Origin of the sequence: Enterococcus sp. AZ128, assembly GCF_051714485.1 — a bacterium.
Lineage (GTDB): Bacteria > Bacillota > Bacilli > Lactobacillales > Enterococcaceae > Enterococcus_A.
Window position 1 is genome coordinate 411,099 of sequence record NZ_JBIORZ010000003.1, and the last position, 21,620, is coordinate 432,718.

Below are 21,620 nucleotides of genomic sequence, written 5' to 3' on the forward strand. Positions count from 1 at the left end.
CTCCTCCTAATTCATTTCAATGTATTTATTTTTCTAATAGAAAAATAAATTTGATGTTCATCACCTATCATTCCACTAAACTGTTCAATTCACGCAAACTGTGAAAATTTCTATTCGGTCACTGGAACGTCATCGACTTCTTTGCTTAACTGAATTCCTTGTTGTTTACAAACAAATGCTGTTGTAAAATCAGTCGTCCAGCCGCCGATAAAGTTCATGACTAACCCAACAAACATATAACGAATCGCTAATTCCATTGAATTCAGACCTAGCTGCGTAATCCCTTGAGCGATCCCCATCCATACAAACAATTCACCGGGATTGATGTGGGGAAAAACACCGGTACTAGTATGGCAGAATTGCGCATTTGACGCATAATAGCTTGGCTTATAAAATTCCGGTAAGAATCTAGCCATAGTAAAAGACATCGGATTACCTAACATAAAAGCAGAAACGAAGGGTAAAACAAGATAGCGTGTAAAGGGATTCTTTGAAGAGACTTTTGCAACTTTCGTTACGCGTTCTTCTCCTAAAAAAGCAATCAATGTGTTCATCGCTACCATCAACATTAAAACAACTGGAACGATGCCTGTCATCCAACTAATAAATGTTTCGGCACCCGTTTGGAAAAGGCTCATAAAACCTTCCGCAAATTTCGTAATGTAATCCATTTTTAAAACACTCCTTTTATATTTGTGATTTACGTTTCGTGAATTTATCTTGAATCGAAAGTTTCATTAGTGCTACTTGATTGCCTACATTAAAGATTGGGGATTTTGGAGCTTCATCCCGGTGGTTGCCATTTTCTACCTCTAAATAAATCTTTTGTGCATTTGCCGCCGCTTGACGAGTTAATTTGTTTTCCTCTATCAGGATAGAAGATTCGGTCAATTGGTGAATATCAATGCCAATAAATTGCGGGCGTGATTTGAATCGGGCTAAGATCGACGTTCCCTGCATCATTTCCGCTTCTTGAATGATTCCGGTATTATCAACCCCTAACAATAGGATCGTCCCCGAAGCGATTTTTCCAGGACGACGACCAATCGCTACTTTTCCTTTACGCTTCATTCGAATATAAACAGAATTAAAATTTTTGATTTGCTTCATCCCTAAGAAAATTTGAAGAATGTAAGCCATAATTGCAATAGCACCTAAAACAAAAATATTCATACAACACCTGCTCCTTTCTGATACAAAGAGAAAACTCCTCGTACACCTGCCTCACTAGCATCCCTTAACCAATAATTGACGATATTCCTCTTTGCTAGTTATTCGTTTGACCTGTTCCCTTAACGCTTCACTGGAAGAGATAACAAAAATTGTATCGTAAAAACTTAACAGCTCATCCTCCATCTCCAATGTCAGATTTTCCGGAATCGCTACCAGAAAAATCAGTTCAATGTCTTCGGTTGATCGTTCGTCTGGATATATCCCAATCGTGACGAGAATTTCCTCGCTTTGATGATTGATTCCATGGGGAAAAGCAATCCCATTGTCGATCACCGCAGATTCTTCTTGAGCCTTTGTCAAAATATAATTCCTAAACGAATCGCTGATCAGTTGTTTTACTCGCATTTTATCTAGTAGCGCAATCAAATTTTCCTCATAAGCCAACTGTTTATCCAACTGTTCAAAAGCAAATTGAATATGTTCAAATGACGCAGCTTTTGAAGCGACGATCCGTTTCCATTCACTCAATAGCCAATTTTCGTTGAATAGATCTGTTAACTTGATCACAGCGGTAGTGGCCTTTGTATGTTTCAAAGGAATAGTCGTGAATACTGCAAAATAACGATCTAAATCCTTCGTCTCATATTCTTCCTCTGAATAATGAGCAATTCGAATATTCGGTCCTAGAACCGTTGCTAACTGCCGCTTGATCATCAAAGCCGTGCCTTTCCCAGTATTACAAACCACAGCGATCTCTTTCATCTTTGGTTGAGCATCCGATTTCAATGCCAACTCAAAATAGATGGCTAAGTATGAAAGTTCGGATTGCTGATTGGGTTTTTGTAAGAAATCGGCCAGCGCTGTAATCCCTATTTCCGCTAATTCATGTACGAAAGCATGCTTTTGTTTAAATTCCTCACGAAATATATCATAGGTCTCAATTTGAAAAATGATCCGATTAATCAAAAACATAAAATGCGCTCGAATGTTTTGGAACAATACTTCTTGATCTAAATTAATGATCACAGCCGCATTGATTTGATCCATCATCGATTGAAACAATGTTTTGACTTCCGGATTATCCGCCTGCTCCTCAGGAACCAGATTATTATTGAAAATATTTAACGGGAAACAGAGAAAGTCAAAATCAAATTTACTGATCGTCAGACTATATTCCGTTGCCAAACTGACAAATAATTCTTCCAATAATTGATCGGCTGCGAAATAATTAACATAATAGGGAACCGCCTGTATCAAAGGTTTTCCACCTTGAATTCGTTGAATCGTTAAAATAATCGTCTTTTTTAATAATCCCAATGTGCGAAAATCCATTTTTTTACTTAATGCGATCGCGTCAATCTGCTCCAGCAAGTCGTCACTTAAGATCGGCTGCTCCAGATAATCATAGGCGTGCTGCAGATAGAGTAATCGTACCTGCGACTCCGTTCCAGCGATCCGTAAGCCTTTATTAGGTGTACCAATCAGAGAAATCTGATACCTTGTCATTAATTGTTTCAACTGCCGCAAATCTTTATTGACCGTTGAACGACTGACACCTAATACTTCTGATAGATCATCGATTACGATATACCCTTCTTGTTTCATAAAACAATCAATCAACACTGCAATTCGTTTTGTACTTGAATTAAAATCAGTTTGTTGTTTTAAACTGCCATTCATAATCTCTGAGAACTGCTGTGAATCCCGTACTTTCAGGGAGTAAATCGCTTCTTTTTCTTCAATTAATGCAATCCGTTCCATTTGATCATTCAATAGTTGAATCGCTTTTTTGGTGGTCTGCGCGCTTGTACCAGTTATTTTTTGCAGTTCAATCAGACTCAGGCGGTCATGAGTAATAAAATGCTGCAATAATTGATACCAGCGATTGATCAATGCCATCTTATTTACACCACCTTCTTTATCCTCGCGTCTTCCCTCCAGCTACATTGGTCGTAACGCCTGTAATATAACTAGACCGGTCAGATAGATAATAGCATACTAAATCCGCGACTTCACTGAGCTTTCCGCTCCGTCCTAATGGGATCGTCGTAGTCTTATCATAGTTCTTACGAAGTTCTTCAACAGTGATTCCACGTGTATAAGCCAACGCTGTCTCATAAGCTTCAGTTCGTAAGCCAGTTTCTTCCATGATTCCCGGTGCTATTCCCACTACCCGAATTCCTTGCTTGCCTAATTCTTTCGACCATGACCGTGTAAAACTGTTGACTGCAGCTTTAGTTGCAGCGTACGGGCTTTGACCTTCTGATCCTTCCAAACCGCATTCCGACGACATGTTGATAATCACGCCTTCATGTCTTTCCATCATTGTCCGCGCCGCCGCTTGTGTCATTAAAAATAGACCCTTTTGATTGATCGCCATCATTTTATCAAAGACATCATCAGATAATTCAAACGGACTATGAGGATTTTCTTCATCCACTAATAATCGCGGCACGTTAATTCCAGCATTATTTACCAAGCCATCGATCTGTCCTAATTCTTCAACAACTTTCGCCACATTCTCTTCTACTTGCTGGCGATTCGAAATATCCGTTTTAAAATAGTAAAGATTATCGTGAATCATCTTCCCAGGTTGAAGATCAAAATTCGCAACGATCACTCCTTGACCCAGTAATTCCTCAATAATACTTGCTCCAATTCCTGAAGAGCCACCTGTTACGATCACTTTTTTTCCTGCAACGTCTAACCAATCTGACATTCCATGTTCCCTCCTCTTAATTACACGCCAAGTATAAAGCGCTTTCCCCAAATGATTAATACGCTCTTTTTTTTGAAACCAGAAAAAAAAGGACACTAATTTGTGAAATGTGCAAAAAAAGCCTAAGCAGACGAAGCTGCTTAGGCTTTTTGCAACACTCTATTCATTTCTGTTTGCAGCAATTGCGGTGAACGCTCGATTGCATCGATCGTATCTCCGGCAATATGCGATGTGATCACAACATTATCTAATTTTAGTAACGGGTCATTGGGATCAGCCGGTTCCTCCCAAAGCACATCAATGCCGGCACCAGCAATCCTTTTTTTCGTTAAACACTCGATAAAATCTGTCCGATTAAGAATGTCTGGTCGAGCTGTATTAATCAAATAAGCACTGGGTTTCATCCGCTTCAACAAGGACTGATCAATCAAATTTATCGTCTCTGGTACCACTCTCAAATGCAAAGAGACGACATCCGATTCGCTAAAAATTTTCTTCAAGCTTTTCAATTTTATATGATAGCCTTTTTGATCTAAGCTTGCTTGATCTGCAAAGGCATCATACGCGCTGACTTCTAATCCTAATGCTGTTAAACGCTTTGCGACGATCTTTCCAATATGGCCTAAACCGACCAAACCGACTTTTAGATTAGAAAAGGACGTTTTGTACGCATCATTCGAAAAATTTTGCGGCCACTTGCCATTCTTTACTTGGATCGCGGAAGCGGCAATATTTCGGACTGTCGTATACATCAAACCAATCGTAAAATCTGCCACCGGTTCCGCATTTCGAATGACGTTGATTACCGAAAGCTCTTTTGATTGTTTTACTGCCTCCAAATCAATATGTTCCAAGCCACCTCGACAAGTCCCAATCATTTTTAACTGTTTCCCGTGCCGTAATAACTTTTGAGAAACCGGCGCCAAATGAACTAATAAATACTCGGCTGACGACACTGCGGTTAGTATCTCTGAAGGCCACTCAAAACCATTCGGTCCATCATGCTCCAAAACTTTGATTACTTCGCGAAATTCCGAACGCGTTTTTCCAGCTTGCCACTCAAACAGTTGAACATTGATTGGTGAATCAAGTATCAGACCGTTGGCTGCAGCAGCTAAATTTTCAGCCGATACAAAGGGATCTCCAATCACTACGACATTAGTCATTTCGCAAGCCCTCTTCCATCAATATCCCAGATTTCGGTTTCACGTGAAACTTTTCCGCTAAATCCCAAAGTTGCTGATCGGTAATTCGCTGCTTAATTTCTTGTCTAGTTGAACAAATCTGCAAATAAATTTGCGCTGCTTTTTCCGCTGTTTCAACTAGGCCAAAAGCATCATCCATTGTTTGTCCTGCACCCATAATACCGTGATGTGGCCAGACAACAATCCTAGAATCATGCATTTTTTTTGCCGATGCGGCACCTAACTCACTCGTACCCGCAACCATCCATGGAAGAACGGATACACCATCAGGAAAAACGACTAAACATTCAGTAATCATTTGCCACAATGTTTTGGTAAATTTTTTCTCATCTAAGTCATGGATAAAGGTCATTGCTGATATCGCTGTCGCGTGGGTATGCAGAATTACTCGATGTTCTGGATCTTGCGCAAGCCGAACTTCATGACATTGAAGGTGCGACGCTAACTCACTCGTTGGCAGGTCGCCTCCTTCTAGCCCCCATAACAGGTCGTACTTGTCACCTTCTGCGCTTATCTGGATGATCGCCAAACTATTTGCTGGATTCTTTTGGATATTCTTAAAATACTTTCCTGAACCTGAAACAAGAAATAGTTCCCCTGCCAAATTTTTTACAGTAAAATTCAGTTCTACCGTCCGTTTAACATGAGCGATATTGAGATAATATTGAACCTCCTCTTGCGGCAACCGGTAACTGATATTACCACCATTTCGCTCCGCCCAGCCATATGCCCATAATTGGCTGGTTGCTTCGCACATTTCTCGAATAAAAGGAGCCTGACCGATCTCATGAATTTTCATTCCATCATCCTCCGTTGCTTACTTAATTAAAGGAGGACCGTAATTAGTCGAGCTACGATCATAAATGCCACACCCAGCACACCATGAATCCAGTAAGTTCTGCTTTTTACGACATCCCCATTGGTGCCAACTACTAGTTTTTTTGCGCCATCAAAAAAGATTTTGATAAAAAAGGCTAGGCCAATCAAAATAAACAAATCGCTAATCATCGTCATCCTCCTCCCTAATTAGTAACTATTTCTGTCCGTAATACGCATTCGCTCCATGTTTACGAAGATAATGTTTATCTAACACACGTTGCGGCAGCTCTTCTGCAAATGAATTTAATTGACGAGTCAACAGGTTCATTTTACATACTTCTTCCAATACCACGGCGTTCATCACCGCGCTATGAGCGTCTTTGCCCCAAGTAAACGGACCGTGTCCATGAAGCAATACTCCTGGAACTTCCAAAGGTTTGATTTCACGTTGTTTGAATGTTTCGATAATGACATTTCCTGTTTCGTGTTCGTACCCTTCATCGATTTCATTTTGTGTTAGGAAACGAGCACATGGAACCGAGCCATAAAAGGTATCTGCGTGAGTCGTTCCCATCGCTGGAACATCTAATCCTGATTGTGCCCAAGCTGCTGCCCAAGTTGAATGGGTGTGAACGATGCCGCCAATCTCTGGAAATGCTTTGTATAATACTGCATGAGTCGGCGTATCGGATGAAGGGTTTAATTCTCCTTCGATCACATTATTTTCTAAATCAACAACAACCATGTCATCAGCCGTCATTTCTTCGTAGCTGACTCCGCTTGGCTTGATAACAAAATAGCCGGTCTCAGGATCATAAGCGCTGACATTTCCCCAAGTATATTTAATTAATCCTTGTTTAGGTAAGGCTAAATTCGCTTGAAATACTTCTTCTTTTAATTGTTCTAACATTGGTTTGGTCCCCTCTTACTCTGGATTGACTGCAACAACGATTTTGTTATACGCAAGTTCTCTTTTAAACATCTTAGGCAGCACATCTGACAAATCCGTTAACGTGATTTCATTACTCACCATTTCTTTGAATTTGATTCTGCGTTTAGACATTTCTTCTAACGTCGCTTCCCATGCCCGGCCAGGATAGGGTGCTGTATAAGAATTCCATGAACCTGTAATCGTCAATTCTGCGCGCATAATACGTTCTGCCTCATGCTCAGATAACGGCAGGTCTTGATGCGAGATGCCAACTAGTACTACAGTCCCATGTTTTCGTGTAATCAAAAGGGCTTGTTTCTGAGTAAACTTGCTTCCAGCAGTTTCAATCACGACATGTACACCTAGACCTGTTTCCGTCTTGATTGCTTCTTCTAAATTTTGCTCCTTACTATTGATAGTCACATCCGCGCCGAGTTCTTTTGCCAATGCCAATTTGTCATCGAAAATATCGACCGCGATGACTTTTTTAGCACCGAATATTTTCGCGATTTGAATCGCAAACTGACCGATTGGCCCACAGCCAAGAACTGCAACTGTATCGCCGACCTTCATGTTTGAACGTTGCATCGCATGCCAACTGATCGTCGCCGGCTCTACCCCAGCTGCTGACAATAAATCCAAATCTGCCGGCATCACCACACAATGCTCTTCAGGGACTTTCACGTATTCAGCAAAGGCTCCATTACTGCCAGTACCGATTATGTTATAATTATCACTGAGACCATAGGAGCCTTCTTTTGTATATTCAGAATTTGGGTCTGGGATCAGTGGTGCAACAGCGATCTTGTCTCCGACTTGAACTTTAGTAACCTGTGATCCTACCCGATCAACAGTGCCGCTGAATTCATGTCCTAAAATGAGCGGATACATTCTTGCACCATCTTCTAAGTTTGCGCGGGGCACATCTGAGCCACAGATCCCCGCGTAAGCGACTTTAACTAATACTTCATCTTCACCAATATCGGGAACATCCACCTCTTGAACTTCCAATACACCAGGTTTTATCAACACACTTGCTCTCATCTTTTTTGTCATGATCTCTTTCATCCTTCTCTATCTCAATTAGGCTACCTTCGTTTTAGCATCTGGGATTTCAACGCTGTTTTTCGCTGCCGCACGCTCAACATACCCATAGAAAGCTTCTTTGTTCTTGCGGAATAAGAAGTAAACAACAAAGTAAGCGACGATCGTCAGTCCGATCAGCAATGGGTTTTGACTTAAAAAGGCCAAGAAGATTAAACCAAAAATCGGTTTTCCTAAAATATTGAAGCTTGTTACCATCAATGCGCCAGCTGGCAAAGTAACGCCTACTGTTTGTGCGATTTCTGTAAACATTGGTGCAGTATAGGAACACATATACAGACCTAAACTGAACCAGATCACACCATTGAGCAATGTCTTCGCGATATTCCCATTCGACAAACATACCAATGCTTGAACCATATACGGAATTGCCAATAAGTCAACGACTGGCAAAGTTTGGTTGCCAGGTAAGATCATTGCGATAAATACCATGATCGGAATCAAAAGAATTCCTGAAATCAATGTCGCAGGTTCACCATAACCAGTTGCATCATTTACACCTAGGTACCATTCACGACCTTCATTGTTGCCGCGAACATTTTTACTAGCTGCTTGTGAGATTGGGTTGAATGCTTGTGAGAAGATTCCGGCCACTTTCGGGAAGATCGCCATTACCGCACTCGTTGCGATCGCTACTTCAGTGATTTGCCCCCAAGCAGATAATTCTGCTAAATTGCTTAGATTTCCTAGAATTCCTAAAAACAGACCCAAGAACAAGCCCAATGAGATTGGTTCACCTAAGAAGCCTAATTTTTTCTGCAAGCCTTGCGGATTCAAACGAACTTTATGCAAGCCAATCATATTCCATATCGGGTCCATCAATAATGCGAAGATTCCCGGTTCAATGTTGTGCATTGCAATGATCGTACAGTTTGGATAATGATAATAACTAGACCAGCGTCGAGCCAACATTTCTGATAATAATAAGCTGTACATATTCAGTAAGCACATCAACACAACCGCTAAAATCATATTTTTCGTAGCCAGATAAACCATCGATCCCCAAACCATGTAAGAATAGTTATTCCATAAATCTGAAGGCTGGAAAACATTGGTCCATTTCACTAAGAACAGCACCGTTTGTAATACTAACGCAATTACTAAGTAGATCATTCCTGCTTCCGTCGAATAGGCTACTAGCGCTGTCGCCTGCCACCCCACATCAAAAGCTGGAAGATTGATCCCTGTTTGATCGACCATCTGTTGAACGACTTTAGAAATAATTGGGGTGTATGAGTTCAAAATCAACGTAAAGCCCATCAATCCTACACCTGCATATAATCCAGATAAAAATGCCTTTTGAGTCTTTACTTTTAATACTTTGGCAACCACAAAAATCATTACAGGAACAAAAACAGCTGATCCAAACGTATCAAAAACGCTCTTTAATGTATCTAACATCTCACTACTCCTTTTTCATTTTAATGTATTTATTTTTCTTACCGAAAAATCAGTTGGATTTTCAAGCCGCATACCATTTTACTAACTTGCTAAAGCAAAAAGTAAAACTGGCACCCTTTTTCATTTTTTTCGGCTTCACCAAAAACGCCAGTAAAACCATACTCTCTGTTACTATTCGCAAGAAACCAAAACAATCTTTACCATAATTATTTTTCCAACGTTAACAAAACACCGTCTACTTCTTCTAAAAATTCTTCTTCGCCAAACCCAGTTAAAAAGCCAATGGCATTCACTACTGGAATCCCATAATCTCCGTCTGGTAATGGGCTCGTGTAGGTAATAAAATCAAACTTGCCGGTCTTCGCTAAAGATAACGCTTCGTTTGGATTGGCTTCAGTTGTGTCGACGATATATCCTTTTTCTTCCAACGTCTCTCTTAATTTCTCTGCCACCATTGATGATGTCACTGTTCCTGATCCGCATACGGATAACACATTGTATCTTTTCATTGTTGTTCCTCCTTCTATTTTCGCTTTATGCGATTTCCAATTCCATTTTTGCCACGATGTTGTACATTTCTTCTGTGGATGAGGCACGTTCCAAACGCTTCAATGTTTCAATATCTTGAAACAGACCCATCAGTTTGCTCAACATTTTAACTTGACCATCTGGGTCTTCTACCGCCATCAAAATGACCAATGATACACGGACTTTTTCTGCCGGATTGATCATTGAACAAACCTCAAGAGGCTCGGCCAAGGTCGCAATTGCTAACGCTGATTGATGTACATGCTCACGATCCGTATGGGGAATCGCGATTCCATAATCGCCCATTTGCAATCCAGTGGGAAAGCCCTTTTCTCTTTCTAAAACTGCGGGAACATAGGTTGGTTTAACATAGCCTAACTCTTCCATTCTTTTCCCCAAGAACGTAATCATTTCTTCGTAATCTTGTGGTTTCATTTTGCTAAAAAGCAATTCTCGTTTGATCACTCGATCCCTCCTATTCTGTTTTTTTGCTTCTTGCTTAATCAAAAGATAGCACGGAAACGCTTTCTTTTAAATTTCTTTTGAACTCATTTTTTACTGAACCTATTCCGGAATATTTGTACGACTTGCTGAAAACGTTGATTTCACAAGCGTTTTTTTCTTATTTTATAATTCCAAACAGCCTAGTAACAAGAGAGGCCTCGTGAAGCCGGACATGGCTGGCACTGCTGTTAAGCAATTTATTTATATAAAATTTTTATATTTTCCGGACTGTCTAAAAAGCCCGCTCGTTAAACGAGCGGGACAGATGGGGTTTATTTTTTGATATCTTGAATGATTGCTAGAAGCGATTCCTTATCCTGTGCTTGATCTAAACGCTGAATCATTTTAGGATCACTCGCGATTTTTAGTAGCTGCATCATAGGCTGGATGTGCATCTTCTTATCAATCGCAGAAATAACGACAACATAACGATAGGTTTGCCCTTGGCTCGTAAATCCTTGTGGTACTTTAGCTAGACACATCCCCAGTTCACGTGCACCATTTTCAGGAACCGTGTGAGGAATAACGATTTGATTCCCTAATACGATACTCGGCGTGACCTCAGGAAACTGCTCTTCCAAATGATTTAAGTAACTTGGATCGACAATTTCACGGTCGATCAGATTTTGAGTAGCCGCTTGTAAAATATCCAGCCAGCTCAATTCATTCGGCAAAATAATGATACTGTCTCTCATAATCAAATCACTTAAATTCAATTTTGTTTCATTTGTCAAAATCTCTTGATCCTGAATTTGGAAAATCGAATTATACGAGATCATCAATTCTTTGCGGATCTTTCCTTCTATTTCGTCATCCATTGGAAGATGCTTTTTAACGATCGACAAGATATGATCTGGCTGCAGCTTATAACTATCAATCTTGTAGATCAACTGGATCACTTCATTGACGATTAAGGTTTTGTTCATCGACGACAAGTCATTTCCCACAACGATCACAGGCAGCTCCGTTGTTAACGGAGTCGTCGAAAATATTAATTGAACATCTAGACAATCCTCCTTCTCATAAAATTCGCGAATCGAAAAAGAACTGACGAAATGGATCATGGGAAACCAATTATCTAATGTCTTTTCCAAAAGTTTTGAGCTGATGATGCCGTTTGGACAAACTACTGCAGCTTTGACGATCGTATTATCCAGATTTATCGGCTTTTCTTTTTGCATATAAGCACCGATAAACATAGTAATCAAATAAATCTCATCATTCGGAATCCGTTCTTCAAAAAATTCCTCCAAGGGAGCGACGGATGATTTTACGATAAAAAACAAGGGGTCCAATTGATTTTTCACAATGTCCGTAAGAGTATAGTCAGACGTCAACCCGTAACGAATCCGGTAATAAGCGGGCGTCAGATGCAGAGCCAGATTTTCAATTAATTGAGCCTTGTCATTCAGCTGAATAATCGTATTTTTTTCTAGCATAGCAATGAACAGCTCGATATGCCTTCGCAGATCCTCTTTATTCAGAGAAAAAATATTGCTTAAATCGGTAATTTTTAGAGAAAGGATATAGAGACACAGATAAAGGTGCTCTGTATAAGATTTTGGCAACATTCCTTGTCCTGCTAATACTTTCACGATTGCGGCGTACTCATTGGTATCCATGATTTCTTTTGCCAATAAGCCGAAACGCTGCTCGATAATATGCCTATTTTTAACTCGACGATCCAGCAACACCAAAAAATATGGCGCTGTTTGAATCCGGTTATCCGTATATTGAACCTGCAGCTCCTCCTCCACCAAACGTAATGTTTTGCGTTGTGCATCAATTTCTCCTGACCGAATATCTAAATATTTTTCGAAAATAAGGCGATTATAAATCGAGTCCATTACTTGATCTGTTACAACCAGAACTAACCCGCGAATCGCTTCTTCATCCCCACGAAAATAGTAGCCGCCCTTTCTAGAATAATCGATCGTTAGCTTGTGTCTTTTCAACTGCTTCTTTAGTTTTTTGATATCCGATACAATCGTATTTTTACTAACCTCCAAGCTTTCTGAAAAGTGATAAAGCGAAAGATAGTCTGCTGAAAAAATCAACAATAAAATAACCAGCAGCCGATGCTCCTCGTCTAAAAAACTATTTTCGTCCGCCTGCAGCTGACTCTCGCTGTTCATGATTCCTGAGAAAGTATCGACTACTTTCATATCCACGATAAAACTGCCATTACGTGATCGAATGATTTTTCGATAGTCATTTTCATGCAGATAGTCATTTATTTTTTTTATCGCATAATCTAATTGATTACGGGTTAAATCATATTTTTCCATAATTTCTTTGGAAGATATTTTCACCGTAGACGCGACCGACTGCAAAATCTGAACACTTCTATTATCAAGATCCATCTTTTTCCCTCCTATCTTCATTTTTCCCTTAAGTCTAGCCTGAACAGAAAAAATAGTAAACGGTTTCTTTGTGAAAATATTTTAAAATAACGGTAATTAAAAATTTACAACTCCCTTTGTCTGCGCTAGTTTAGTTGATTGTTTCATGTTGATAATCACTTGCTTTCCAACGAGCAGGCACCTGTTAGAATCACCTCTTCCGATACCATTATTGAAACAATCCGCTTTGTGAAAAATAATCTCTTTATTGTTACATAATCGAATCGTTCATAAATAATCGTAAGAAATTGCATACAAAAAAAAGCTGCACCAGAAATCTGGTACAACTTTCCTTATTTAATTAAAATTCTCCTGGATTTGACTCGATCATCACTTTGATCTCATTGCCTTCCATCACTTTATCAAACGCTTCACGCCAATCAGTTAATGGGTATTTTTTCGTGATCATCTCATCGATATTGATTGCGCCTTTGGCTAACAAATGAATCGCGATTGGCCAATCATAAGGATTCTGTGAACGACTGCCAATGTATTCAATCTCACGTTGTATAATTGATTCCGTATCCAAGTCTACCATTTTGTTGGCAAATAGCCCAACTTGGACAAATTGCCCCTGTTTACGGATCAATGGCAAGCTGGCATTTACAGCCGGCACCGCTCCAGATGCATCGTACACTTTATCAACACCGTAGCCATTCGTTGCTTCATCAACAATTTTGGCTAGATCTTCTTTCATCGTATCTACGATCACATCCGCACCCAGGTTTTTCGCTAATTCTAAACGGTGCGCATCTTTCGTGATTCCTGTCATAATAACGAATGCTCCGATTTCTTTGGCGATCTGCAATAGGAACAGTCCAATCGGTCCGGGTCCCATGATAATAATCGTATCTTTTAGTTCTAAACGGCTCTTTTGATACATCGCATGCACACAACAAGCCAAAGGTTCGCTCATCGCTGCCCCTTCATAACTCAGGTGATCTGGTAATAAATGAATACTTTCTTCCCGTGCCAACACGTAATTAGCCATCGAGCCATTTTGCTGCGTTCCGATTCCTTTACGATGCGGACATAAATTGTATTGTTTTTCCTGACAATACTCACATTCGCCACAGACATAAAACGTTGTCTCGCTGGTCACACGATCGCCAACTTTGACCGTTGTTACGTGGTCACCTACTGCAACGACTTGTCCAGAAAATTCATGCCCCAGCACAACTGGTGTCGTTGGATTTTTGTATTCACCTTTAAACGTATGGATATCTGATCCGCAGATACCAGTATAAGCGACTTTGATCAAGACCTTATCCTCTGTTGCTTCAGGTACAGCAAGGTCGATAAATGCCATTTGATCGTAGCCGGGGGCTTGTTTTGAAATACCCTGCATTGTTTTCGTCATTTCTCTATGCCTCCTACATCACTTGTGCGACTAATTCAGATAATTTAAAGAATATCCATTTCAGGAAGTTCCCACCAGTGTCTAAGTTGGTGATTTCTGCCGCACCTTCTGGGAATTTCACGATTCCTTGAGCCATTTCAGTGATAACAGGTGCAAAGTTCGTCGCCATCAATAAAGCCACTGCCATAACTACCGTTAAAGAAATTACGGAGTGTAAAATATTTCCTTTACGACTAGGTACAACTAAGGCCGCGAAAAATGGAATCGTTGCTAGGTCGCCAAACGGCAAAACACGGTTTCCTGGTAAAATAACCGCTAAGAATAATGTGATTGGTACCATCAAAAGACCTGTTGACAATGCTGCCGGTGAACCTGTTGCTAACGCCGCATCCATTCCTAGATAGATCTCACGATCCCCATAACGGCTTTGCAATAATTTTTGTGCGCCTTCTTGAATTGGGATTAAACCCTCCATCAAGATTTTTACCATTCGGGGCATTAAGAACATTACTCCGCCCATGTTCATCCCGATTTGCAAGATACCAATGAAATCATAACCGCCCAACAAGCCAAGGAACATCCCGATGATGATCCCCATGATCATTGGTTCGCCAAAAATCCCAAAACGTTTTTGGATCGTTTCTGGTTTTACATCCAATTTATTGATACCAGGAATCTTATCGACTAACCAACCAATCGGCAACGCCAAAACAGCGTACCCTTGAGCAGAGCCTGTCGTGATACTGATACCTTCAAGCCCATAGTATTCTTGAACTTTAGGAGCTGTTTTATCCGCAATAATTTGAATAATGATCGTAAACAAAATACCGCACAAGATGCCAAAGAAAAAACTTTTTGTTACAATATAACCAGTTGCTGCCACAGAACTAACATGCCAGTAGTTCCAGATGTCGATATTCAGTGTCTTCGTTCGATTTAATGCCAGCATAATTAAGTTCACGATTAAAATCACTGGAATCATCACAGCCGCGATTGGTTGCGCCCATGTCCCGGCTGAGACTGCTGGCCAGCCAGCATCGATGATCGTCAGATTCAAACCAAACCGTTCGACCATTGCCTGTGCTGCTGGACCAACGTTTGTAGTCAACACATTGATCACCAAGTTGATCCCGATCATCCCGATACCTACAGTTATCCCCGATATAATTGCTTTTTTTACTGGAACCCTAAAAATAATTCCAACAATGAAAATAATGATCGGCAGCATGACGCTTGCGCCAGCACCTAAAATACTTTGTACCACATTCATTAACCCATCCATTGATACGTTCCTCCTAATTCGTTTTGATATATTTACCTTTTTCCCTTGGAAAAAATAAATCAGAATCTCATCACGTATGCCATCCCGCTAAACTTCAAAATTATAATTATCTGCGACGTGCGGAATGGACATACCTGATTTCAAAATTATTGAATCCCTTTAGCTGCCTCAATGATTTGGTTCTCAACTTTTTCTGTTCCAATCCCTGTTAAGAACGCCATCGCTGAAATTGCCGGAATAGTATATTGGGTTGGCAACATCGTCGTTGAAATCAACATATCTGCGCTGTCTTGCTTCCCTGCTGCTTCAGCAATCTTGATTTGAGTGATTTCTACCGGCATCTCATTTCGGGCAAATAAATCCTCGACTTTTTTCATAACCACCGTTGATGTTGCGATTCCGGCTCCACATGCTACTAATACACGAATTGTTTTCATAATGATTCTCTCCTTTTTACATTTATAATTGGTTTTTCTTGATTGTACTGATTAATTCATTTTCCGTTGTCGCCAACAGTAATTCTGATAGAACGGTTTCGTTTTGTAATAACCCCATTAACGATTGCAGCATTTCTAACTGCGCATGAGGTTGATTTAATCCTAAGACAAAGATGATCTGTGCCTTAACCTGGGTGCTGTTGTCTTCCATACTGTAAAAAACAACGGGATCTTGCATAGTAATTACCGCAACAAATTCTTCTAACACACACTCCGCATCTGTGTGAGGGATGGCTGCGCCAAAATTCATTAATTGAATCCCTGTTGGAAATGTTTCCTCCCGCTTCCTGATTCGGTTCAAGAAGTCTTCACGCACCCAACCCAAATCTAAAGCTTTTTGAGCAACCTCTTCAAATAGCTCCGCTTGAGAAGAAAAATTTTCTTGCGCAAAAACTAATGGTTCTTTTACATAGGAACTTAGTGTCGTTTCTGTCATTATTTCGCCCTCCAATACTCATCGTTGAAACGAATCAACGCCTCCCGAATCTCTTCTTTCGTTGCTGCTTTTTCTAATTGAGCCAATTCTTTTGCTCCAGCTAAACTCATCATTTCAAAAATCAAATCCAAATGTTCATCTTTATCATTGGAACCAAGTAAAATGACGGTATGGATCTTCCGACCATCTTCTGTGAGAACCCCTTTTTTCACCAATCCTAAACTGATTCCAACGCCGATTGCTCCCGCCTCCGTCACCGTATGCGGCAACGCGATTTTATGACGTAAAACGGAATAGGCAGGCAAAACCGGCATCTCTTTTTTCAATGCTTTGACATAATCCTCTGTAATGACCTGTTGCCGCTCTAACGGCTGTGCCAGCGCATCTAAAACTTCAGACCAGCTGATTGTATCTTCAAAAATTTGGATCGTTTCGCCTTTTAATAGATCAATCAGATGAGGCCGTTTCTTTTCTAAAATTTTGGATTCCTTTGGAGCAAATAGGCTAAGTAATTCCTCATAGAGACTTGTTTCATCCACAACCTTCGCGTGTTTTTTTACCACTGCCAAAATCTTCTCTGGCGTCACGATCTCCGTCTGAATGATTGCCGTAGATCGTAGAACCCGCTCTCTTAATTGACGCTTTTCCTGTTCAGATAAAAAATTGTTAACCACGAATAATTTCTTCTCTGTTTTTAACGGAACTGCCGAGAAAATGAAATCAACATCATAATCCTTTCGATAGAATTCCCGAGCCGACATCGACATCACAAAATCAATTTCCGGAAGCAAGTTTTTCAACGTATTTTCTAGTAGAACGGCGATTGATATCCCATTCGGACATACAATGATCGCTCTTTTACGATTTTCCGGATGAACAATCTCCGTGCTCTCTACTATATGACTGCCGATAAACAGTGAAATAAAAAATAATTCCGCATCTGGAACTGGCTGATCAAAATAACTTTCCAGTGGCCCGCTGGCTTCTTTAACTAGATAAAACAGCGAGAACAAATTCGCATCCTTATTCTCTTGATAAAAACGTGTCTGTAAGTTCAAGTGGTACTTGATCCGATAATAGGCCGGCCGCATATGGACTAGTAGCCGCTCTAATAATTTTTCTTTTTCCTCTAAAATGACGCTGGCGATGCGTTCAAAATTCGCAATAACCTTTTCCAGCGCTTCCTTCATCTTATTGATCTCTTTCACAGAAAGGATGTCCCCTCGTGAAAGATTGGTAGTCAGCAGCAGCATCGTCACATAAACTCGTTCATTTTCACTTAAGCCATCGACGTCCCAAATGACCCGATCAGCTGCCAGATACTCCTTCGTATCCGCAAGCTCTCGATAGTTCACCTTGAAACTATAAGAAATCAGCTTGCCTTTTTGCGCCCGCCGGACCATCAAGAGGATCAATAGAGGCAACGTCTTCAATCGTTCATCCGTGAATTGAACTTCCAATTCTTCTTCCACCAGTTCCACCCGCTTGCGAAAGGTTTCAATCTGCTGCGGATCAATATTGGCAAACTGGATAATAATATTGATTCCGTTGTACATCACTGCTAAATTGCTCAACAAATCGGACAACACATTTCGCTTATTCCATTCATCTCCCTGAATAAAATAGCCCTTCTGACGGGTATATTTCAAAGCCAGTTCATGTTTTTTCAGTTCTTGATCGACTTCCTTCAGATCTCGCAATATTGTATTACGGCTGACTTTCAACTCATCAATGAAATGATTTAGCGACAAATAATCTTCTTTACTCAGTAACATCAATTCAATTATGGCTGCTCGTTCTTTGCCGGAAAACACATAGCTTTCCGCTGGTTCCCCGAGCTGCTCATCACCACCCTTATAATTTGAAAGGATCTCATTTGCGATCAGAAAGTGACCATTTTTTGTCCGTTTGATCTCACTCAACTTTTCGTCTAGTAAAGAATCATTGATTTTTTTTAGCGCGTAATTCAATTGTCCTCGCGTCAAATCGAATTTCTCACACAACGCTTTACTAGTGATTTGCGGGTTGTTGACTAACTCAACAAAAATTTGATTGGTTCGTTCTTCTAAATTCATTGTCATCCCTCTTTACATCTTCAATTTAGACGAAAAACGCTTACATTTCCATCTTCTTTGTTCCCAAATAATTCAGTGTTCTTTATGCAACTTGGTGCTTACAAATATTTTTTTTCACAAAAAAAAATGATCAAAAACAAGAAATACCTAAACAAAGGCAATTAATGAGCTTAGAATTCCTGTTTTTGTCTACCTATTATGCAACTTGGTACTTTTGTTCATTACTCATTTTAGCAAGAGTCTCATTATTTGTCTGTTTTTTATGTAAGCTAGACTTTAGAGATTTTACCGCAAAAAAAAGTCTGACAAACAATATGTCAGACTTCTTAGCGGAAAAGATTCAATCACTAAGTAAAAAAAATGCTATTCAACTGCTATTTTTATCTCATAAGGTTCAATTTTGAAAAGCTGTTCTAGGATACTGTTTACTTGTTCAAATAGTTCAGCGTTGGTATCAAACTTTTGCTTACTTTGGATTCGTTGATTCTCGGATTGATAAATGATTTGATCACCAAAATATTTCGGTTTTATCACATCGGTTTCTTTTTTCAAAACGATCTCTTCCTCACTGATTCCTATAGGAATGACGGTTTCTCGCCACCCATTTTTTTGTGCGATCGCTTGGACAACCGAAGGAAGATCAAAATTATCCAACATTTCAGATCGCCGGTCTTCAAAATGAATCGTAAATGTTTCGGTATTTTGCAGACCACAGGCATTGCACCCGCCCTCAATCAGAAAAGCTTTACTGGAAATCGCTGCTTTAGGCATCTTGCTCCCTCACTTCTTGATAGATTTTAGCTAAAGCATCGGCATCTACTTCTGAAAAGGTTGAAACCACAGTATCTGCAAAAGCCAAATCTTGCTTCGGAAAAGCTGGATTGGCAAAACCGACACAGACCATTCCGGCATTTCGGACGGCGCCAGTTCCATTTTTTGTATCTTCAATCCCCAAACAATTTTCAGGCTTCACGCCTATTCGCTCAGCTGCTGCCAAATAGACATCCGGTGCAGGTTTTGAATGCTTTACTTCTTCGGTACTAACTACTTCTGAAAAATAATCGGACAATCCGATTTCTGCTAGATTTACTTTGATTTCGGCCAAGGAAGAAGATGATGCTACCGCCAACTTCAACCCAGCTTCAAATAACCCTTTAACAAAAGTTTGTACATGGGGAATCACTTTAATTCCATCCCGCTTAATCATCGCTTGGCGTAAATCCGTCATCTGCTGAATATACTCCGGTACCGACAAAGGCAGTGAAAATTCTTGCTTCATTTGTTCCCACATATACTCACCTGTAGTTCCCATGAACTGAAAATGATAACTTTCTTCTACCTCATGCCCTTCTTCCTTCAAGATTTGCGATTTGCTTTGGAAATACGTATATTCTGAATCAACTAATACGCCATCCATATCGAAAATAATTGCTTCTAACATAGATACCCTCCTTGAACTTTCCATGATTAAAAATAAAAGATACGTAGTCTCTTTTTAAACTATCTCAAATTGACGATGTCATTCTTAAAGTAGTTTAACATACGCTATTCGTTAAAGGGAGTTTGATTATTCTAGACAAGTTTTTCTCAAAAGCCTAACAAATAAAGCCTTTTCATTAAAACTCTTAATTATAATACAGTTCGTTTTTTTTCTCAAATCGCAAATTGACCTCCAGCCCCCCAATTTGACACGTTTTGAACGAAGGAATGCGGGTTACAGCTTCCAAAGTGGTCAATTTGAGGGGGGTAAATGCTATTTTGCGATTCGCATATCTTTTGTAAATCAATTATCCTGTAGTCACCGGCCGGAACAAAAATTAAATAAGAAATTGCTAGTCCACTTAGCCTACTAGAGGTGGGAAATTTGAAAAAGTCACATTCTCAAATGTAGTGGCCAATCCAGATGCAGTAGAAATCGTCAAACTAGATAAGATCATGATCGAGTTTGATCATGAAGAGACCTTACTAAATACGTGATTATCTCGAGTCAATCACGAGTGACCAAAAATAGGAGGAAAAGAACAAATGTATGAACAACTACTCAGCTGTCGCCAGCTGTTCAATTTAACACCAAAAACACTTGAAAAACGGATTACTGAATACTATCTCGAGTCACAAAACAGCAGTTTAACCATTAAATATATTATCGCCTTACGCGTAAGGTACCAACTTGGCGCAGAGGAGTTTGCGTTCATTCTGAAGGATCTTATCCGCGAGATATTCATGAATACTAAGGCCACTAGGACTATGAAGCGCTTTTTCTACTATTTTCAAGATTACTTCATGGCTCCTGAGTGGCGCACGTTCTGCTCGAAAGTATTTCCGATCCGCAGTTTTGGCGAAAAGGCCAAATCAGTTATCCGTTCGTTGATCTCCATCGTCCGTCCCGAAGAAACAAACGAACCTTGAATAGAATAATGCCCTACCTACGCAAAAAAATTAGAAAGGAAAACTGAAGATGAAAAAGGATTTAGTTGTTAAATTCGCAAACAGTCTAGGGAAAAACCATGACTGTACCTATAAAGATTTGAACCCCGATCTGCCGATACCAGCAATCAAAGAAGCTTGCGAACTCTTGACCACGTTGGATATTTTTGAACAAAATGGCGTAAAACTATTTGCTTCGGTCGTAACGGCCAAGATCGTGGATACGTATGAAAGAGACGTTTTTGATGTTGAAAAAGAACCAATGATCGTCGAAAACGAAGCGAATGAACCAGAAACTATAAAAGACGCCGCACCTTTCAAAGCACCAGAGAACTATGACTATCTGTTTGAACCATCAAAAGCCGCGATTGCGCAGAAACTTGACGGTCCAGTAAAAACGACGAAGGAACTACCTTCATTAACAATAAATGCACCACAACTCGAGAAGCGATCGCTTACAAATAATAAAAGTGAATACACTGCTACAGACACTTCAGACCCTATTTCAATACACCTTGATGAACGGGAACAAAAGGATACCAAGAAAGGATTCTTGGCTTGGTTTCGCAGAAGAAAAAATCGAAACAAAGATGACCCTGATATTCGTCCACGCGGCTCAGAGCCGCCTAAGTAAATCCGACCTTTCAAAACTTCATACACTTGCGTAAGTATCTCATATCGTCTGTCTCCACCAATTTCAAATGAACTACTGCTCTTCTCTGACGATTTAAATGCAAATACACCTGCGATTTTACGA

22 protein-coding genes are annotated in these 21,620 nt (G+C 40.1%); 2 read left to right on the forward strand and 20 right to left on the reverse strand.

Annotated elements, in window-relative coordinates:
• Positions 1-110: 110 nt before the first annotated feature.
• From srlA to IGI38_RS20900, 20 genes are all read right to left on the reverse strand, one after another.
• A complete protein-coding gene (srlA, locus tag IGI38_RS20805; RefSeq protein ID WP_438733819.1) occupies positions 111-671 on the reverse strand; it encodes a PTS glucitol/sorbitol transporter subunit IIC in 561 nt (186 codons plus the stop codon).
• A 16-nt stretch (positions 672-687) separates the two neighbouring features.
• Entirely contained in the window at positions 688-1,173 is a 486-nt protein-coding gene (locus tag IGI38_RS20810) for a transcriptional regulator GutM (RefSeq protein ID WP_438733820.1), read from the reverse strand.
• A 54-nt stretch (positions 1,174-1,227) separates the two neighbouring features.
• Positions 1,228-3,072 carry a BglG family transcription antiterminator gene (locus tag IGI38_RS20815; RefSeq protein ID WP_438733822.1) on the reverse strand — a complete coding sequence of 615 codons (1,845 nt, stop codon included), beginning with the start codon at positions 3,070-3,072 and terminating at the stop codon, positions 1,228-1,230.
• Positions 3,073-3,091: 19 nt separating this feature from the next.
• Positions 3,092-3,892, reverse strand: a complete 801-nt coding sequence (locus IGI38_RS20820) for an SDR family oxidoreductase (RefSeq protein WP_438733823.1) — start codon at positions 3,890-3,892, stop codon at positions 3,092-3,094.
• 140 nt (positions 3,893-4,032) lie between these two features.
• Positions 4,033-5,058: an NAD(P)-dependent oxidoreductase gene (locus tag IGI38_RS20825; protein ID WP_438733824.1), complete on the reverse strand. Its 1,026-nt coding sequence runs from the start codon at positions 5,056-5,058 to the stop codon at positions 4,033-4,035.
• On the reverse strand, positions 5,051-5,896 hold the full coding sequence (rhaD, locus tag IGI38_RS20830) for a rhamnulose-1-phosphate aldolase (RefSeq protein ID WP_438733825.1): 846 nt from the start codon (positions 5,894-5,896) through the stop codon (positions 5,051-5,053). The genes IGI38_RS20825 and rhaD overlap by 8 nt, the downstream gene beginning before the upstream one ends.
• Positions 5,897-5,922: 26 nt before the next feature.
• Positions 5,923-6,105, reverse strand: coding sequence for a hypothetical protein (locus IGI38_RS20835; protein ID WP_438733826.1), 183 nt, complete (start codon positions 6,103-6,105; stop codon positions 5,923-5,925).
• Positions 6,106-6,130: 25 nt separating this feature from the next.
• Positions 6,131-6,826 carry an L-ribulose-5-phosphate 4-epimerase gene (locus tag IGI38_RS20840; protein WP_438733827.1) on the reverse strand — a complete coding sequence of 232 codons (696 nt, stop codon included), beginning with the start codon at positions 6,824-6,826 and terminating at the stop codon, positions 6,131-6,133.
• A 15-nt stretch (positions 6,827-6,841) separates the two neighbouring features.
• Positions 6,842-7,903 (reverse strand): galactitol-1-phosphate 5-dehydrogenase, encoded by a 1,062-nt coding sequence (locus IGI38_RS20845; RefSeq protein ID WP_438733828.1) that lies wholly within the window; start codon positions 7,901-7,903, stop codon positions 6,842-6,844.
• A 27-nt stretch (positions 7,904-7,930) separates the two neighbouring features.
• Positions 7,931-9,352: a PTS galactitol transporter subunit IIC gene (locus IGI38_RS20850; RefSeq protein WP_438733829.1), complete on the reverse strand. Its 1,422-nt coding sequence runs from the start codon at positions 9,350-9,352 to the stop codon at positions 7,931-7,933.
• 206 nt (positions 9,353-9,558) lie between these two features.
• On the reverse strand, positions 9,559-9,861 hold the full coding sequence (locus tag IGI38_RS20855; RefSeq protein ID WP_438733830.1) for a PTS fructose transporter subunit IIB: 303 nt from the start codon (positions 9,859-9,861) through the stop codon (positions 9,559-9,561).
• A gap of 25 nt (positions 9,862-9,886) precedes the next feature.
• The gene (locus IGI38_RS20860; RefSeq protein ID WP_438733831.1) at positions 9,887-10,345 is read right to left on the reverse strand and encodes a PTS sugar transporter subunit IIA; all 459 of its coding nucleotides are present in this window, start codon (positions 10,343-10,345) and stop codon (positions 9,887-9,889) included.
• A 311-nt stretch (positions 10,346-10,656) separates the two neighbouring features.
• Positions 10,657-12,747 carry a PTS sugar transporter subunit IIA gene (locus tag IGI38_RS20865; RefSeq protein WP_438733832.1) on the reverse strand — a complete coding sequence of 697 codons (2,091 nt, stop codon included), beginning with the start codon at positions 12,745-12,747 and terminating at the stop codon, positions 10,657-10,659.
• Positions 12,748-13,087: 340 nt separating this feature from the next.
• Positions 13,088-14,146, reverse strand: coding sequence for a zinc-binding dehydrogenase (locus IGI38_RS20870; RefSeq protein ID WP_438733833.1), 1,059 nt, complete (start codon positions 14,144-14,146; stop codon positions 13,088-13,090).
• A 13-nt stretch (positions 14,147-14,159) separates the two neighbouring features.
• Entirely contained in the window at positions 14,160-15,428 is a 1,269-nt protein-coding gene (locus IGI38_RS20875) for a PTS galactitol transporter subunit IIC (protein WP_438733834.1), read from the reverse strand.
• A 146-nt stretch (positions 15,429-15,574) separates the two neighbouring features.
• Positions 15,575-15,865 (reverse strand): PTS sugar transporter subunit IIB, encoded by a 291-nt coding sequence (locus IGI38_RS20880; protein ID WP_438733835.1) that lies wholly within the window; start codon positions 15,863-15,865, stop codon positions 15,575-15,577.
• 22 nt (positions 15,866-15,887) lie between these two features.
• On the reverse strand, positions 15,888-16,361 hold the full coding sequence (locus IGI38_RS20885) for a PTS sugar transporter subunit IIA (protein WP_438733836.1): 474 nt from the start codon (positions 16,359-16,361) through the stop codon (positions 15,888-15,890).
• Entirely contained in the window at positions 16,361-18,436 is a 2,076-nt protein-coding gene (locus IGI38_RS20890; protein WP_438733837.1) for a BglG family transcription antiterminator, read from the reverse strand. The genes IGI38_RS20885 and IGI38_RS20890 overlap by 1 nt, the downstream gene beginning before the upstream one ends.
• 363 nt (positions 18,437-18,799) lie before the next feature.
• On the reverse strand, positions 18,800-19,207 hold the full coding sequence (locus tag IGI38_RS20895; protein WP_438733838.1) for a DUF4809 family protein: 408 nt from the start codon (positions 19,205-19,207) through the stop codon (positions 18,800-18,802).
• Positions 19,200-19,877, reverse strand: a complete 678-nt coding sequence (locus IGI38_RS20900; protein ID WP_438733839.1) for an HAD family hydrolase — start codon at positions 19,875-19,877, stop codon at positions 19,200-19,202. Before IGI38_RS20900 ends, IGI38_RS20895 begins: the two co-directional genes overlap by 8 nt.
• 584 nt (positions 19,878-20,461) lie before the next feature.
• On the opposite strand from IGI38_RS20900, the gene IGI38_RS20905 reads away from it, so the two are divergent.
• Together IGI38_RS20905 and IGI38_RS20910 are read left to right on the forward strand one after the other, a co-directional pair.
• A complete protein-coding gene (locus IGI38_RS20905) occupies positions 20,462-20,845 on the forward strand; it encodes a hypothetical protein (protein ID WP_438733840.1) in 384 nt (127 codons plus the stop codon).
• Between the two features lie 49 nt (positions 20,846-20,894).
• Entirely contained in the window at positions 20,895-21,497 is a 603-nt protein-coding gene (locus tag IGI38_RS20910; RefSeq protein ID WP_438733842.1) for a DUF2922 family protein, read from the forward strand.
• The last annotated feature ends 123 nt before the right edge of the window (positions 21,498-21,620 follow it).